Raw genomic sequence first — 16,020 nt, 5'->3', positions numbered from 1 at the left:
GGCCCGGTCGTTTGCAGGTTTCCTGGCGCGGGTGAACCTGATTCTGCTGGTGCACAACCTCATCCGCAGCCGTCTTCTGCTCAGGATGGCGGGGGTGGAAGGGTAGACTGCAGGTAGCACACGAAGGGATTATTCACGAATACTTTTTATCGTGAAAAATAACACTAATAACTCATGGAAGTGAGGCTTTTTCATGTTAGGTTCTTCGAGAGGGTCTGTATGCGCCGTTTTGCTTTTTTTGCGTTTCTAGTATTGGGCAGCCTGCTGGCCCTGGCACAGGTCACGCCCGAAGCTGCGCAGTTGCTCGAGCGTGCCCGCAGCGTGCTGGGCGGTGCGGCCCTGACAAACCTCAAGACCTACCGCGAGGTGACCACCAACATCTACTACACCGCCGATGGCAAGGAGGAAAGCCGCATCGTGACGTTGTTGCTGGTTGATTTTGTCAATAGCCGGGTGCGGTTGGAGATATACGACCCCCAAAGCTTGAACAATGCCAACCCCATCCCGCTGGCTTTGCAGCAGTACAGCCCCCAGGAGAGCTTCTTCTGGAGCCGCGAGACCTCCTTGCGCCCCTTGCCCGCCAGAGAGCGCGAGTTGCTGCGCTCGAGCCTCTATACCGGCTGGCTCGGCCTCAAATATGGCAGCAGCAACCGGGAGAGGGCCAGTGTAACGCAGGGCAGCTTGCGCAACCAAGCAGGTCGGTTGCTTACGGTCAGTACCCAGGGCTGGGTCAGCACCTACTTGTTTGGCAGCGATGGCTTATTGCGGGGCGAGCGCCTCATCATCACCGGGGTAGGGGAGAGCATAACCTTTTTTGATAACTTCCAGACGGTCGAAGGTATACGCGTTCCGCAGAAGTGGGAAAACTACGTGGACGGGGTGCTGGCTGCGCGGGGTGAGGTGATGGAAGTGGAGTTCAACCTAACCTTTACCGAGGCCGACTTCTTCAAGCCTACCCGTTAGTGATGCCTGCTTCCTCATAAGGCCTTCCCGGTTCTTAATACCGCATTCAAAAGACTCCAAGAGACCGTTTTTTGAGTCCCGGAGGACGCTTCTTGCTACACCCAATGAAGAAAGCGATTCCTGTCCTCCTCGGTATTCAACGCTGCGCCAGCAGTTCCTACAAAATGCAGTGGTGGGCATAGAAATACAGGGCAAAAGGGGACGACCATGAGCCGTCCCCTGCCAGTAACACCGGTCTAGGGCAGGAAAGCCATGGGGTTGCGGGCCGCGCCGCCCACGCGCACTTCAAAGTGGAGGTGGGGGCCGGTGCTCCATCCCGTCGAACCCACATACCCGATCAGCTCGCCTCGAGCGACCCACTGACCAGGGCGCACCGCGATGCGCGACATGTGGCCGTACAGGGTCTCTTGCGCCCCTCCGTGGTCCAGAATCACGTGCAAACCGTATCCAAACCGGCTCCAGCCCGCGGTTTCTACCTGCCCAGCCCTGGCCGCATAGATGGGAGTACCGGCTGGTGCAGCGAGGTCAATGCCGGTATGGAAGCGCTGGAATACCCCTCGGCGGCCAAAGTAGGTGGTGATGGTGAAGCTCGACATCGGCCAGCGATACCCGGCTGCCGCAACCACCGCGTTGGCGCGGCGAAGGCGGGGTTGGCTTTGAACCTGTTGCTGCTGGCGGGCTCGAGCCTGCTGCTCGAGGCGTCGCTGCTCTTCGAGCTGCTTGCGGCGGGCCTCTTCGCGCTGGCGGCGTTCTTCGGCCAGACGGCGCTCTTCTTCCTCGCGGGCTTTGCGCTCCGCTTCGCGGATCTGCAGGAGGCGGCCGTAGGTGGTTTTGGCCTGTACCCCTGGCAAAAGTACCAGATCGCCCGCCTGCACATCGGTCGGCGAGTTCAGGTCGTTGGCTTTGGCTAGCTCGGTCACGGAAAGCCCAAAACGGCTGGCTAAGTCTTGGATGGTTTCGCCCTGCTTAAGACGCACCAGCAGGCCCGGCTCTCCAGTAGGGATGTACAGCGTGGAACCTACCTCGAGGCGATCCAGACTGGGCAGGCCTGGGTTGGCCGAGACCAGTCCCAGCACCGTCAGGTCAAAGCGGTTGGCGACCGACTGGACGGTGTCACCGCGACGCACAATGTAGGTACGAACCCCTGGGGGTAAGCGGGCTTCGTCGTTGGCTTCTTCGACCAAGGGGATTCTCAAGACCTGTCCAGGACGAATCGCAACGCCCTCGAGGCCGCTGCTGTACATGATGGCCCTGGCATCTACCCGATACCGACGCGCGATCTGGCTCAGGGTATCGCCAGGCTGTACGGTGTACATCACCCAACCTTTGCGGGCCGGAGAGTCCACCGCAATCTCGGTTCCTGGCAGGTTTGCCTGGGCCAGCCCCATCGGTAAACCGAGGATGCCCGTCGCCAACACACTGCTCAAGAGTTCGGTTATGGCCAAAGTCAACCTCCAACACTGCACTTTACCGCGAAGGAGGGGCTCGAAAGCAACCGCTCCCCTTTTGGAACCATGGATACAGCAGGTCTAAAACCCACGCATCTTGTGTTCCTAGAGACTACCGCAGGGAGTATACCTATTTTCCCCCCAAAGTTGCAAGGAACTCCTTGTTGGTTTTGGTGCGGGACAGACGTCCCAGCAGCATTTCCATGGCCTCGGCGGGGTCCATATCGGCCAGCACCTTGCGCAGCAGCCACATTTTTTGAATTACTTCCTCACCCAACAGTAGCTCCTCGCGCCTCGTGCCCGATTTGAGGATGTCAATGGCCGGGAAGATGCGGCGTTCTTCCAGACGGCGCGAGAGGTGCAGTTCCATGTTGCCTGTGCCCTTGAACTCCTCGAAGATCACATCGTCCATCCGACTGCCGGTCTCGACCAGGGCCGTCGCCAATATGGTCAGTGAACCCCCGCCCCGAATGTTGCGGGCTGCCCCCAGGAAACGCTTGGGGAAGTGTAGGGCTGCCGAGTCCAGACCCCCGGACAGTGTGCGCCCGGTTGGGGGCGTAACCAGGTTGTTGGCCCTGGCCAGGCGGGTGATGGAGTCCAGCAAAATCAGGACGTGCCCACCTTCCTCGACAATCCGGCGGCTGCGCTCGTGCACAAATTCAGCTACTCGGATATGGTTTTGGGGGGGTTCGTCGAAGGTCGAAGCGATCACATCGGCCCCGTCAACCGACTCGCGGAAATCGGTGACCTCTTCGGGGCGTTCGTCAATTAACAGCACAATCACCTTAACGTCCGGCTCGTTGCGCAAAACCGCCCGGGCCACTTTTTTCAGGAGGGTGGTCTTACCCGCTTTGGGCGGGGCCACAATCAGGCCCCGCTGGCCGCGTCCTATGGGGGCCAGCAGGTCTATGACCCGGTTGGAAGACTCCTCGCCGGTGGTCTCGAGGATCAATTGCCTGTCAGGGAACTGGGGTATCAGGTCGTCAAATTTGGGGCGTTTAGCCGCTGCCTCGGGGTCGAGGTTGTTGACCGCTTCCACTTTCATCAGGGTGCCGTAGCGCTCGTTTTCACGAGCGACCCGGGCCTTGCCCACCACGTAGTCGCCGGTGCGCAACTGGTACTGCTTAATCAGACCGGCTGAGACAATTACCGTACGGGACTCCATGGTGTAGAGGCTTTCCTGCAAGAAGCCATAGCCGTCTTGGCTGATCTCCAGGTACCCCTTGGCAATGACCAGGCCTTCCTCGGTAGCTTCCTGCGAAAGCAACAGCATCACCAACTCGTCTTTGGAAAGCTTCTTGTAATTGGGAATGCCCGCCTCGGCGGCCAGCAGATGCAGTTCGGGCAGGATGCGGCTCGAGAGTTCATGGTAGCTCAAAGGCACATTGCTCTCGGCCTTGCGACGGATTTTTTTGCCGGTTCGGGTCACGGTGACCTGGGCTTCGGCGTTGGGGTCGGCGGTACTTGATTTCGGCATTACTCTTACTCCAGTTTCATTAAACAAAAAACTTATGGTACAGCTACACCTTTGCGCTTGCTTTGGCCCAGTCTTCCAAGAAGGCCTTCAGGCCCAAGTCGGTAAGGGGATGCTTGATGAGTTGCTGGAAAACCTTGGCGGGCATGGTAGCAATGTCGGCCCCAAGCATGGCCGCTTGGGTGACATGGCGGGGATGGCGAATCGAAGCTGCTAGAATCCGGGTGCTAAGGTTTTGTACTTGAAAAAGTTCGGCAATTTCGCGGATCAAATCCATGCCTTCCCAGGAGATATCATCAATGCGTCCCAAAAAGGGCGAGACACACCAGGCTCCCGCTTTGGCGCACAATAGGGCCTGGTTGGCCGAAAAAACCAGGGTCATGTTGATGCGAATGCCTTCGCTCGAGAGGATTTTGCAAGCCTTGAGCCCATCAATGGTGGTGGGAAGCTTGACCACTACATGCTCATCAATTGCCGCTAAGCGACGCCCTTCGGCTACCATCTCTGCCGCAACGGTGGAAACCACTTCGGCTGAGACCGGGCCCTGGACGATCTCACATATTTCTTTGATGGTAGGCTCGTGGGGACGGCCCGATTTCGCAATCAAGGAGGGATTGGTAGTGACCCCCGCCAGCACGCCCCAGGCAGCGATTTCCCTGATCTCGTTTACTTCAGCAGTATCCAGGTACAAGTCCATACCGTATTCACTCCTTCCCGCGTCTTGGACACTTTATGCGGATTTTTCCAGGCGAGTATATCGCCCACTCAGGATGAGAAACAAGCGATTTATTGTTGACGCGGGGTTAGCAGCTTGCTACCATTCAGGTTAGCCGGTTGCCAGCAGCGTAGTATTGCACATGCCGCAGCCGGTGTAAAGAGCACGCGGGACGAGTACGTTATCCAGCGTCCAAGAAGCGAGCCTGGGAGGGTGCAAGCCAGGCGGCAACCGGATAGCCGAATATCACCCCGACAGTTTTGGGAAGAAACAGCGAACCGCTGCGTAGACCCCAACGGGTGCGCCCGAGACAGCGTTCAGAGTGCCTGAGGTGCGCTAGAAGCTGAGAGCTTCAGCCCAAATCAGGAAGTGCGGTGGTAACGCGGGAAAACTCAGCTTCGAGTCTCTCGTCCGCACCTGAGGAACCCCAAGGTTACAGGTCGGACGTTTTTCTTGTTCCCTAAAGTGACCATGAACCACGCGGTGCTCCTCAGAAAGGAACCGATAATGGTGGAGGAAAAGAAGCTTTTCAACGAGGTGACCGAGACCAATTTTCCCAAGTTGGAAGAGGCCGTGCTGGCTTTCTGGCGCGAGAATGGTATTTTCGCCAAATCGGATCAGAAGCCTGCGCCCAGCGGGGAGTTTGTGTTTTATGAAGGCCCCCCCACCGCCAACGGGAAACCGGCCATGCACCATGTGCTGGCCCGCAGCTTCAAGGACATCTTTCCCCGCTATAAAACCATGCAGGGCTACCATGTCACCCGTAAAGGGGGCTGGGACACCCATGGGCTGCCGGTTGAAATTGCCGTGGAGAAGAAGCTGGGCGTGCTGGGCCGCAAGACCCTGAACCGCGAAGAGATCGCCGAGTTCACCCGCCAGTGCCGGGAGTGGGTTTTCGCCAATATCGAAGACTGGAACTACTTCACCGAGCGCATGGGCATGTGGGTGGACCTCGAGAACGCCTACGTGACCTACCACAATAGCTACATCGAGTCGGTATGGAACCTGCTCAAGCGAATGTGGGACCGAGGCATGGTGGTGCAAGACTACAAAGTGGTTCCTTTGTCCCCGCGCATCTCTTCCACCCTATCGCAAAACGAGATTGCCGATGGTTATCGGGAAGTGGACGACCCCAGCGTGTATGTGCGCTTCCCCTTGAAGCCCCAGACCACCCCGCCCGCCGTACGGGAAAAACTCCAGGCCCAGGGGGTGAGCCCTGAGAACCTAGAAAACCTGGCCATCCTGGTCTGGACCACCACCCCCTGGACGCTGCCCTCCAACACCATGGCCGCCGTGAACCCAACAATGGACTACGCCGTGGTCAGGTCGCCCTCGGTGGGCCACCTGATTTTTGCTGCCGAGGCGGTGGAGCGGCTCAAAGAGCTGCACAAGGAGGAGCTCGAGGTGGTGGCCCACCTCAAAGGCTCGGATATGGAGTGGTGGGAGTACACCCCTCCCTTCCCCGAGGTGTGCGTCGAGCTGGGCGTGGTACAGCAGCAAGGGGAAAAGCGCCCCGATGGCCGACCGGTTATGCACTTTGTGGCCCTAGCCGACTTCGTGAGCGCCGAGGACGGCTCGGGGGTTGCACACGAGGCCCCCGTGTATGGGGCAGAGGACCTCGAGCTCTCGCGCCGGTACGGCACGCCGCTCCTATTTGGCACCAACGAGTATGGCGTAATGCAGGTCACGAATGAGCGTGGCAAGTTTTTCAAGGATGCCGACAAGGGATTGGTTCGCATCATGAAGGAACGGGGGGTCATGTACCACGCGGGGCAAATTCGACACCGCTACCCCTTCCACGACCGTACCGGCGACCCCATTTTGTACTTTGCCAAGCCGAGCTGGTATGTCAAAACCTCCAATTTCCGCCAGCAGCTCTGGGAGAACAACGAGAAGATCAACTGGATTCCTGAGCACATCAAACACGGGCGGTTCGGCAACTGGCTCAAGGACAATGTAGACTGGGCCATCAGCCGCGAGCGCTACTGGGGTACGCCGCTGCCCTTCTGGGTCTCAGAGGACGGATCGGAGCAAATTTGCGTAGGCAGTGTTCGGGAACTATCGGCGCTGGTCGGGCGCGATCTGTCGGATCTCGACCTGCACCGTCCCTATGTAGACGAGATTACCTTCGTTCGAAACGGCAAAACTTTCCGCCGGGTTCCGGAGGTGTTGGACGTATGGTTCGATTCGGGGGCCATGCCCTACGCGCAGTGGCACTTGTTGCTCGACGAAGCGGGCCAACCCTTGTCCGGAAACGAAGAGAACCATCGGCTTTGGCAACGCCACTTTCCTGCCGATTACATCTGCGAGGCCATTGACCAGACCCGGGGCTGGTTCTATTCACTGCACGCCATCTCCACGCTGCTGTATGACCAACCCTGCTTCAAGAACGTGATCTGTCTGGGCCACCTGGTAGACGAAAAGGGCCACAAGATGTCCAAGAGCAAGGGCAATGTGGTGGAGCCTCTGCCCATGTTCGACAAGTATGGAGCGGATGCGGTGCGCTGGTACTTGTTTACCGGATCCGACCCCGGCGACCAGAAGCGCTTCTCCGAGCGGCTGGTGCAGGAAGCTCAGCGGGGCTTTCTGGGCACGTTGTGGAACGTATACAGCTTCTTTGTGCTGTACGCCAACCTAGACAAGCCCGACTTACACAACCGGCCGCCCGTGAAGGCCCGACCGGAGATGGATCGGTGGCTGGTGGCCCGCAAGCAGCAGCTGATCGAGCGGGTGACGGCTGCAATGGATGTGTATGATGCCAGAGGAGCTGGGAAGGAACTCGAGCAGTTTGTCGAAGAGCTGTCCAACTGGTACGTGCGGCGCAACCGCCGCCGCTTTTGGAAAAACGACGATTCCACCGACCGTGAGGCGGCCTATGCTACCCTCTGGGAAGCCCTGGTGGTGGTAGCGCAGTTGGCGGCCCCCTTTACTCCATTTGTGGCCGAGGCTTTGTGGCAAAACCTGTCGCGCTCGGTCAGGCCCGACGCACCCGAGTCGGTGCACCTTTCCGACTGGCCCAAAGCCGACCCCGACCTTACGGACGAGACCCTCCTAACCCAGATGGGTGCGGTGGTCAAGGTGGTCGGGCTAGCACGGAGCGCCCGGGCCATCAGCGGCGTTAAAACCCGCATCCCCTTGCCCAAGGTGCTGGTGACGGCCCCCTCCGAGGCCGAGTTAGCGGGACTGCGCCATTTCGCCGACGAAATTGCCGAGGAGCTCAACGTCAAGCAGGTTGAGGCGCTAAGCCTGGGTGAGGAGCTGCTAACCTACCGGGTGCTGCCGAACCTGCCGGTGCTGGGTAAGAAATACGGTAAGCAGGTTCCTGCGATTCGAGCTGCACTGGCCGAGCTCGATAGCAAGATGGTAGCCCAAACCATCAAAGCCGGGCGCAACGTGAACCTCGAGGTGGGCAACCTGGATGGTACAAGTATCAGTCTATCGCCGGAGGAACTGCTCCTGGAGGCCCTCTCACCCGAAGGCTACTCGGCCCAGGAGCAGGACGGCTATCTGGCCGCCCTCGAGGTCAAGCTCGACCAGCAGTTGCTCCTCGAAGGGCTCAACCGCGACCTGATTCGATTGGTGCAGCAAGCCCGCAAAGAGATGGATCTGAACGTCTCGGACCGCATCTACCTGACCTATGCTGCCCAGGGCAAGTATGCCGAGGCCCTGGAACAGTTTGGCTCGAGGCTGCAGGAGGAGACCCTGGCCCTTTCGCTGGTGCCACAAGAACCCGAGGGCTTTATCACCGAACTATCCGACGAGGAGGGGCAGGTTCGGTTTGGTATTCGGAAAGCTTGATGGGCTTGGTATTTGCCAGCTTTATCGCTAGAGGTAGGCCAGGCTGTGAGCCAGACCCCTAGGAGCTTGTGCGAAAAAGTCGTATGCTAGCCTTTTGGAGGGAGCTATGGAAAAAGGAACTTTGCGGGTCAAAACTGGATTCGCTGAGATGTTCAAAGGCGGCGTGATCATGGATGTGGTCAATGCCCAGCAAGCCGAAATTGCCCAGGAGGCGGGTGCCGTAGCGGTAATGGCCCTCGAGCGCGTGCCCGCCGACATACGCGTGCAAGGGGGTGTGGCCCGGATGTCCGATCCCAAGCTGATCAAGGAGATTATTGGGGCGGTCTCGATTCCAGTGATGGCCAAGTGCCGCATCGGCCACATTGTGGAAGCCCAAATTCTCCAGGCTCTAGGGGTAGATTTCATAGACGAGTCGGAGGTGCTGACCCCCGCGGACGAATCGTTCCACATTGACAAGCATGCCTTTACGGTGCCGTTTGTATGTGGTGCCACCGACATTGGGGAAGCCCTGCGGCGCATCGGGGAGGGGGCGGCCATGATTCGCACCAAGGGCGAGGCTGGAACGGGCAATGTGGTGGAGGCGGTTCGCCACGCCCGCAGCGTGCTAGGGGCGGTTCGCCAAATCCAGGCGCTTCCCCGCGAGGAGCTCATGACCTACGCCAAGAACCACGGGGCTCCTTATGAGCTGGTGCTATGGGTGCACGAAAACGGCAGACTACCGGTGGTGAACTTTGCCGCCGGTGGGGTGGCCACCCCTGCCGATGCAGCTTTGATGATGAAACTCGGTATGGATGGGGTGTTTGTGGGTTCGGGCATCTTCAAGTCGGGCGACCCACGCAAGCGGGCCAAGGCCATTGTGCGGGCTGTAACGCACTACAACGACCCCCAGGTGCTGGCCGAGGTTTCCGAAGACCTGGGCGAAGCCATGGTGGGTATCAACCTGGACTTTCTGTCCGAAGAAGAAAAGCTGGCGAAGCGCGGCTGGTAGGCTACGTATACCAATCTGGTGGACGGCCCTCGACTGTCCCCGTTCTACACTCATAAGAAGTTCTTTTGAGTTATTCCCTTAATATCCCCCGGCCACCAGTGGAATAGGGTGTAGCTCTGGGTAAGCGCTGGCTGGGTTAAGTGGTGTTGTAGTCGGAGTTCCAACCGGGGGCGGCGCTGACGTTGGGCCAGTTGCATGGCTCCGCTTTAGTGGAAAGAGTATTAAAGATTTCTTATCAGACGTGCTTCTAGCCTGTGAGGCACGTCTGCTTTTGACCCGATCTAGGCGGTATGGGTGGACTTCACAATAAGGCCCACCAAATTTCGGAGCTTCTACCAAAAACACGAAGTTGCCCTAACCCAGACCTAAGAAAGCTTGTAGGACTTCAAAATTTCTGCTGTGTAACGGGAAGGTTACTCAGCGACTGTGTGAAGCTGGTATCAAGACCAAACCCCTGTTCCGCTTGCCCGGTGGCAGGGGTTTTTTGAACCGGGTTTAGTTTACGGGTATGTTACACAAAACGTAACACAAGCAGGTATAATTGTAACGCTATGCAAGCAGAAAGCCTTGGAGTGGTTCTTTTTAGTGTCACGGCACTTTTGGTATGGGTACTGGCATGGCTGGTGCCTTTCCTCAACCGCCGCCGCCAGGAACGTGAGCTGCGAATCCTTGGCAAGATGCAGCGGTTTGCCCTCAAGCACAACACGTTTGTGCGCAACCACCAAGGGCTGCGTTACGTAGTGGTCTTGGGCAGGCAAGGCTTCTATTACATGCTGGCGGGGCAGTTTGTGTCGCGCGAACGGCTTTTGAAAATTTTGGGTGAGGAGAACGAAAAGCATCTACTAAAAGCCGAGAGCGAGGAAAGTCGCCACGGCCCTACCCTGACGCTGGTCACATTGCCGGCTTAGCAACCACCCACTGCTTGAGGCTAGGGTGAACCTAGTCTTTCTCTATACTGGTCTGATGATTGTCTAGATTTGCTATAGGATTGTGCACGTGAAAATCGGTGTGATGGCTATTCAAGGCGATTTCCGCGAGCACAAGCAGATGCTTCAGTCCCTTGGGGTGGAAGTCGTAGAGGTGAGGCTGCCCAAACACTTGGAAGGACTGGCCGGGCTGATTGTGCCGGGAGGGGAGTCCACTACCATTGGCATGCTGGCGCGGGAGTACGGCCTCGAGCGCGCAGTGCGGGAGCGCGTGCAAGAAGGCTCCTTAGCCCTGTGGGGAACGTGCGCGGGGGCGATCTGGTTGGCCAAAGAGATCCCGCAGTACCCCGACCAGCCCCGTTTGGGCATCTTGGATATTGCGGTAGAGCGCAATGCCTATGGGCGTCAGGTGGATAGTTTTGAAGAAGACTTGCACATAAAGGGTCTGGATCGGCCCTTTCATGCTTTTTTTATCCGTGCTCCGGTTATCTTGCGGGTAGGCGAGGGTGTGGAGGTTCTGGCCACGCACCACGACGAGATTGTTTTGGTACGGTCGGGTAAAGTGCTGGCTGGAACCTTTCATCCAGAGCTAACCCATGATTCCAGAATCCATCAGATGTTTGTGGGCTTGGCATTGAGTTAAGTCTAGGCTTATATTTTTTTCACGAACGTTGAAATCGTGAATATAATCACATATAGTGTTCGGTAAAGTTGGCCTAGCACTTGGATCGGCTCACTTGATCCCGCTGCGGGCTACACCTTGGATAAACTGCTTTTGGGCAATGAAGTAGCCGATGATGATGGGCAAAATCGAGACCGTGGAGGCTGCCATTAGTGCGCCATAGTCACTGCCTGCCTCGCCGATGAACACCTGCAAGCCAAGCTGAACGGTGCGCATTTCCGGGCTGTTGGTCACAATCAGCGGCCACAGCAGGGCGTTGTAGGCCCCTAGGAAGGTAAAGATGCCATAGGTCACCAACCCTGGAATCGAAAGGGGCAACGCGATCCGGAACATCTGGGTCCAGTAGCTAGCACCGTCAATGCGGGCGGCATCGAACAAATCCTGCGGCAGCGATAGGTAGAACTGCCGCAGCAGGAAGATGCCAAACACCGAGGCTAGCCAGGGCACAATCAGGGCATAGTAGGTGTCAATCCAGTCCAGGCGCGCCAACAGGACATAGTTGGGAATCAGCAAGACCTCGCCGGGGATCATCAGGGTAGCCAAAATCAGCCCAAACACCCACTGCCTGCCGGGAAAGGGAATGCGGGCCAGAGCAAAAGCAGCCATCACGGCCAGCAACAGGCCCCCCAGCACCTGCAAGCCGGCGGTAAAGAAGCTATTGAAAAAATAGCGCTCGAACCTGGCGGCGTACCAGGCTTCGCGGTAGTTGTGGAAAATGTAGCCCAGCAGTCCAGGGGCCACATTGACGAACTCGAGCCGCCAGTACTCCCCGCTGCTGCGAATAGCGTCGGGGGGTAGCTCGGGCCGGTAGGTAGGGTACTCCTTTGAAATCAGAATTACGGCCGGAAGGGTACGGAAGTTTTCGCCGCTCTGGTTGGTGAATCGAATAGCCCAGTGATCGCCTTGATAGGTAGTCTCGATCTGGGTTTGCTCGGAGCGGGGGTCGGAAAAAGCCCCTGGAGGGGAAGGAATCGAGACCTCGGGCGGTTTGCCTGGTGGCGTGTAAACCCGCAGGGTCAGATTTTCTTGTGCCCCAAAACCACCCCACCAGCTCGAGCCCACTTGGGTCCCTAGGTTCCAGGCTGCTTGCCAGTTGGCGACCTTGAGCCTTTCGGGTAGCCAGACCGGTCTGGCTTGTTGGGCTTCCTGGGGGCTTTTGAGGCTGGTAGCCAGCATCCAATAAAACGGAAAAGCCATCACCACTGCACCCACCCATAACACCCCGTAGACGAGCGCCAGGCTCCAGGGCGAGCTACGCCTCATAGTTCACCCGCCTTTCCAGCACCCGTTGCTGCACGAGGGTCAGAACCAGAATCACCGCAAACACCACCACCGCAATGGCCGAGGCATAGGAGAAGTCCGAGTCGCGGAAGCCTTTATTGTATAGATACAGCGTGATGGTCAGGGTATCCTGCAAAACCCCGCCGGTGGGGGTGAGAATTAAGACCTGGGTAAAGACCTGAAAAGCCCCGATCAGACCCAAGGTGAAGAGAAAAAAGGTGGTGGGGGAGAGCAAGGGCCAGGTAATCAACCGCTGCTGCTGCCACCATGAAGCCCCGTCTAGCTCGGCAGCTTCGTAGTATTCTTTGGGGATGTTTTGCAGCCCGGCCAGCAGCACTACAATCTGGTAGCCCAAGAAGTGCCAGATGGTCATGATCATGATGGCCACGAAAGCCAGGCTGGGCCCAGCCATAAAGCCTTGGAGTTGCAAACCCAAAGGTTTGAGCAGCGAAGCAAAAACGCCCTCGGGTCGGTTCAACCAGTCCAGTCCCTGGGTGCCCAGGAGGTAGTTCAGAAAGCCAAACTCGGGGTTATAGATCCAGTCCCAGACCGCAGCTGCTGCGGTGAGGGCAGTGATATAAGGCAAAAAGTAGAGGGTGCGCAAAAGCCCCTGAAAACGAATCCGTTCGTTGAGCAGTACAGCAATTAAGGTGGCCAGACCAATCCCGATGGGCACAGTAAAGGCCACAAACCAGAAGGTGTTGCCCATCGCCTTCCAAAAAAGTGGGTCGCGCAGCAGAATTTGGTAGTTGGAGAGCCCCGCGAATTGGCTGGGGCCAAGGAAATTGAACCGGTCGAGCAACGAAAGCCAGACCGCATAAAACGCGGGTAAAACCTGCCAAAGCAACAACAAGGCCACCGCGGGCCAGACCAGTGCCCAGCCCCAAAAGGCTGCCTGGTCTCTCTCGCTTAGCTGGCTTTGCCAGCCCCGATAGCTAAGGAAAAGCCCGGCTAGGGCGAGGAGCGAGACCAGTGGTGCAAAGTACCCCCCCACCAGACCCACCAGCGTGACGGCCCCACCCAACCAAACCCATGCCGACCCCCCACGAATTGTCCAAAGGCCCACCCCCAGCGCCAGAAAGGCCAAAACCAGATAGACCCAGGCCGGCGCAAAGCGCAGCTCCCACAGTAGCCGAACCAACAAAGTGCCCACCAGCAAGCCCAGGTACAGACTCAGGCGCAGACCCATCGAAGGTGAATATACTCCCAAAGAGGTCAGGGGAGCATCAGGGGGCTAGGTTTGCAGGAGCAGCGGTAAAGTCGAGAAGAAGGGATTGCTCTTGTCAAATGGGCTATATGCTGGCCAACCCGTTGTAAGGCAAAAACCGCAACCTCCGAACTAGAGCCTTTAGGCATGGCGGGTGGGCTGGTACACTGAAGTGCTCTATGGCTGGACTCGAGAATCGCAAAGCGCGCCACGACTACGAAATTTTGGAGACCCTCGAGGCCGGTCTGGCCCTGAGGGGAACCGAGGTTAAGTCTCTACGGGCTGCGCAGGTAGACTTTACCGGCACCTTCGCCCGGTTCCAAAATGGGGAACTGTTTTTAGAGAACCTGTACATTGCCCCTTACGAGAAAGGGGGTTATACCAACCACGACCCCCGCCGCCTACGCAAGCTCTTGCTACACCGGCACGAGCTAAACAAACTCAAGGCTCGAGTGGAGCAAAAAGGGCTCACGCTGGTTCCGCTCAAAATCTATTTCAACGAACAAGGCAAAGCCAAGCTGCTGCTGGCCTTGGCTAAGGGGAAACGTGCTTATCAGAAAAAAGCCGACGACAAGAAACGGGCCGTGCAGCGCGAACTGGAAAGCTGGTGAGGGCGGGTATTAGGAGCCTCGAGCCCGGATGGACTTGCGATTCTAATCTGCTCCAAGTAAAACTGTACCGATTGGATGGTTGGATGCGGCGGATATTGATGGCACTGATAGCATTGCTTGGCCTCGGTTCGGCCCAGTACGAAAACCGCTTGCTGGTAGGGTTCCAGGAGAGCCAGGCCATCTATCCCGGTGGGGGCTCGGTGGCCTATGGGTCGGCCAAGCTGATTGCCGAAGCCCTGGGACTGGGCTATCTGGAGGCCTCGGGAAAGGTGTACCTGAGCATAGGTAGCCGGGTGGCGGCCTTTGGCATCAGCAGCCAGGGAGCGGACGCGGCCCGGTTTCTGAATGCCTACCGTTACCAGGGCAACCTCTGGGTTCCAGTGCGCGAACTGGCAAGAAACCTCGATCTCTACTACCGCAACGACTACGGCGCCTCGGTGCTGGCCTTGCGCCCGGCCCGGCTGCTAGAGGTGCAGCGGGCTCTGGCGGGCTCGACGGAGCGCTACATCCTGCGCTTTGACCGCGACGTGCAGGTGCGGCTTATGGCGAATAACCCACCCCGGCTGGCCATGATTGGGGTACGCGAGGTGCCCGATACACCGCCCAACACCTCCATCAGTTTTAGCCAGGAGAACTGGGGCACCGAAATTTACCTGCCCCAAGGGGGAGACCCCCCACGGTTGCTGTTTTTGCCGCAGCAGGTCATTGTGGAACGGGGAGGCCTCGCCCGGCTGCCCAGGGTGGTGCTGGATGCCGGTCATGGCGGTGCCGATACCGGGGTGGTGGTGAGCGGCCTGCGGGAAAAGGATCTAGTGTTGAGCGTGACTCAGCGCCTGCAGAAGTTGCTGCAGGAGCGCCGGGTCGAGGTAATTCTGACCCGAAGCGCCGACCGCGAAGTACCCCTTCTGGCCAGAGCACAGTACGCAACCTCGGCCCAGGTATTCATCAGTCTGCACGCAGCCGCCGGTAACCGGGTCACCGTCTTTAGCCACCCCGAGGTTCAGACCCTGCGCTTGCTGGAGAAGGGTCGCGAGTTGTCGGCCCGTACCCCTGCCAGCCAGCGGGCTATTTTAGAGCGCTATGTGGCCGCTCCGGGCTCGGCGGCGCGGTTTGCCCAGGCAGTGTCGGAAGGCTTTGCGACCGCGGGGATCGTGGCCAACACCAGCCAGGATGCCATGTATGTACTTTCGATGGCGGGGGGTGCAGCGGTTATGCTCGAGCTGGGCTTTGAACAGCTCCGCACCCCCCAAGGCCGTGAACAAGTGGCAGAGGTGGTGGCGAGAGCCGTTTTTTCCTATCTTGGCCTGAGTGCCCCCGCTCCACGAACCAACACTCCGGGCCCCAACCTCACCGGGGGTGCGCGGCCATGAGGCGGTGGTTGAGCTTTACCAACCTGGTGGGACTGGTGGTTTTGGTGCTGGGAGGGCTGGGCCTGTGGTCTTTGCAAGGCGATGGGGGCTCTCAGTCGCTCAACCTGCCCTCCGACCTGGAAAACCAGGGCCCCCGCACGGTAAAGCTGCACTTTGCCAAAGACACCGAGGATGGGCTTTTGGTGGAGGAGCGCACCATCCAGATTGCCGAAGGTGAGTACACCTTGGGGCGGGTACTGGAAGAACTGGTCAAGGGGCCGCAAATCCAAGGAGCCGCGCCGCTGGTTCCAGCCGGAACCCCTGCCCCTACCGTTTTCTTACGGGAAAACACGGCCCTGGTAGACTTACCCGCAGCCTACGGACGGCTGGGCTACGGCACGGCTGGGGAGATGGCCCTGATTTATGGCATTGCCAATACCCTCCTGGAGTTCAGGGAAGTACAGCAGGTCAAGTTTTTGCTGGAAGGTAAGGAAGTCGAGAGCCTGGGGCACTTATCGCTGCTCGATCCGTTCAAGCGACAAGGACAGTGATTATGAGGGTATACGAACTCTAGTATC

General features: G+C 58.3%; 13 protein-coding genes. 8 read left to right on the top strand and 5 right to left on the bottom strand.

The features are described from left to right. Positions 1-219: 219 nt before the first annotated feature. Positions 220-963, top strand: coding sequence for a hypothetical protein (locus WKI89_RS08920; protein ID WP_337868891.1), 744 nt, complete (start codon positions 220-222; stop codon positions 961-963). 236 nt (positions 964-1,199) lie between these two features. On the opposite strand, the gene WKI89_RS08915 is transcribed toward WKI89_RS08920, so the two are convergent. From WKI89_RS08915 to fsa, 3 genes are all read right to left on the bottom strand, one after another. Beyond that, the gene (locus WKI89_RS08915; protein ID WP_337868894.1) at positions 1,200-2,351 is read right to left on the bottom strand and encodes a peptidoglycan DD-metalloendopeptidase family protein; all 1,152 of its coding nucleotides are present in this window, start codon (positions 2,349-2,351) and stop codon (positions 1,200-1,202) included. Between the two features lie 190 nt (positions 2,352-2,541). Next, positions 2,542-3,819, bottom strand: coding sequence for a transcription termination factor Rho (gene rho, locus WKI89_RS08910; protein WP_337868893.1), 1,278 nt, complete (start codon positions 3,817-3,819; stop codon positions 2,542-2,544). Between the two features lie 112 nt (positions 3,820-3,931). Then, positions 3,932-4,582 (bottom strand): fructose-6-phosphate aldolase, encoded by a 651-nt coding sequence (gene fsa / locus WKI89_RS08905; RefSeq protein WP_337868889.1) that lies wholly within the window; start codon positions 4,580-4,582, stop codon positions 3,932-3,934. Between the two features lie 525 nt (positions 4,583-5,107). On the opposite strand from fsa, the gene ileS reads away from it, so the two are divergent. From ileS to pdxT, 4 genes are all read left to right on the top strand, one after another. After that, complete coding sequence (gene ileS / locus WKI89_RS08900; protein WP_337868887.1) at positions 5,108-8,398, top strand: isoleucine--tRNA ligase; 3,291 nt, start codon at positions 5,108-5,110, stop codon at positions 8,396-8,398. A gap of 106 nt (positions 8,399-8,504) precedes the next feature. Then, a complete protein-coding gene (pdxS, locus tag WKI89_RS08895) occupies positions 8,505-9,386 on the top strand; it encodes a pyridoxal 5'-phosphate synthase lyase subunit PdxS (protein WP_337868885.1) in 882 nt (293 codons plus the stop codon). Between the two features lie 551 nt (positions 9,387-9,937). Then, the gene (locus tag WKI89_RS08890) at positions 9,938-10,294 is read left to right on the top strand and encodes a hypothetical protein (protein WP_337868883.1); all 357 of its coding nucleotides are present in this window, start codon (positions 9,938-9,940) and stop codon (positions 10,292-10,294) included. An 82-nt stretch (positions 10,295-10,376) separates the two neighbouring features. After that, positions 10,377-10,955: a pyridoxal 5'-phosphate synthase glutaminase subunit PdxT gene (pdxT, locus tag WKI89_RS08885; RefSeq protein WP_337868881.1), complete on the top strand. Its 579-nt coding sequence runs from the start codon at positions 10,377-10,379 to the stop codon at positions 10,953-10,955. 90 nt (positions 10,956-11,045) lie between these two features. Here the strand turns inward: pdxT and WKI89_RS08880 are convergent, their stop codons facing one another. Next, a complete protein-coding gene (locus WKI89_RS08880) occupies positions 11,046-12,257 on the bottom strand; it encodes a carbohydrate ABC transporter permease (RefSeq protein WP_337868879.1) in 1,212 nt (403 codons plus the stop codon). Next, the gene (locus WKI89_RS08875) at positions 12,247-13,464 is read right to left on the bottom strand and encodes a sugar ABC transporter permease (RefSeq protein ID WP_337868878.1); all 1,218 of its coding nucleotides are present in this window, start codon (positions 13,462-13,464) and stop codon (positions 12,247-12,249) included. Before WKI89_RS08875 ends, WKI89_RS08880 begins: the two co-directional genes overlap by 11 nt. Positions 13,465-13,661: 197 nt before the next feature. Here WKI89_RS08875 and smpB point away from each other — a divergent pair, with 197 nt between their 5' ends. The 3 genes from smpB to WKI89_RS08860 all read left to right on the top strand — a co-directional run bounded on the left by smpB (position 13,662) and on the right by WKI89_RS08860 (position 15,993). Next, positions 13,662-14,093 carry an SsrA-binding protein SmpB gene (gene smpB, locus WKI89_RS08870; protein WP_337868876.1) on the top strand — a complete coding sequence of 144 codons (432 nt, stop codon included), beginning with the start codon at positions 13,662-13,664 and terminating at the stop codon, positions 14,091-14,093. 98 nt (positions 14,094-14,191) lie between these two features. Beyond that, positions 14,192-15,463 carry an N-acetylmuramoyl-L-alanine amidase gene (locus WKI89_RS08865; protein ID WP_337868875.1) on the top strand — a complete coding sequence of 424 codons (1,272 nt, stop codon included), beginning with the start codon at positions 14,192-14,194 and terminating at the stop codon, positions 15,461-15,463. Continuing rightward, a complete protein-coding gene (locus WKI89_RS08860; RefSeq protein ID WP_337868873.1) occupies positions 15,460-15,993 on the top strand; it encodes a GerMN domain-containing protein in 534 nt (177 codons plus the stop codon). Before WKI89_RS08865 ends, WKI89_RS08860 begins: the two co-directional genes overlap by 4 nt. Positions 15,994-16,020: the final 27 nt, after the last annotated feature.

It is taken from the genome of Meiothermus sp. (assembly GCF_037443965.1).
GTDB lineage: Bacteria > Deinococcota > Deinococci > Deinococcales > Thermaceae > Meiothermus.
This window is presented reverse-complemented; position numbering and strand designations above follow the sequence as displayed.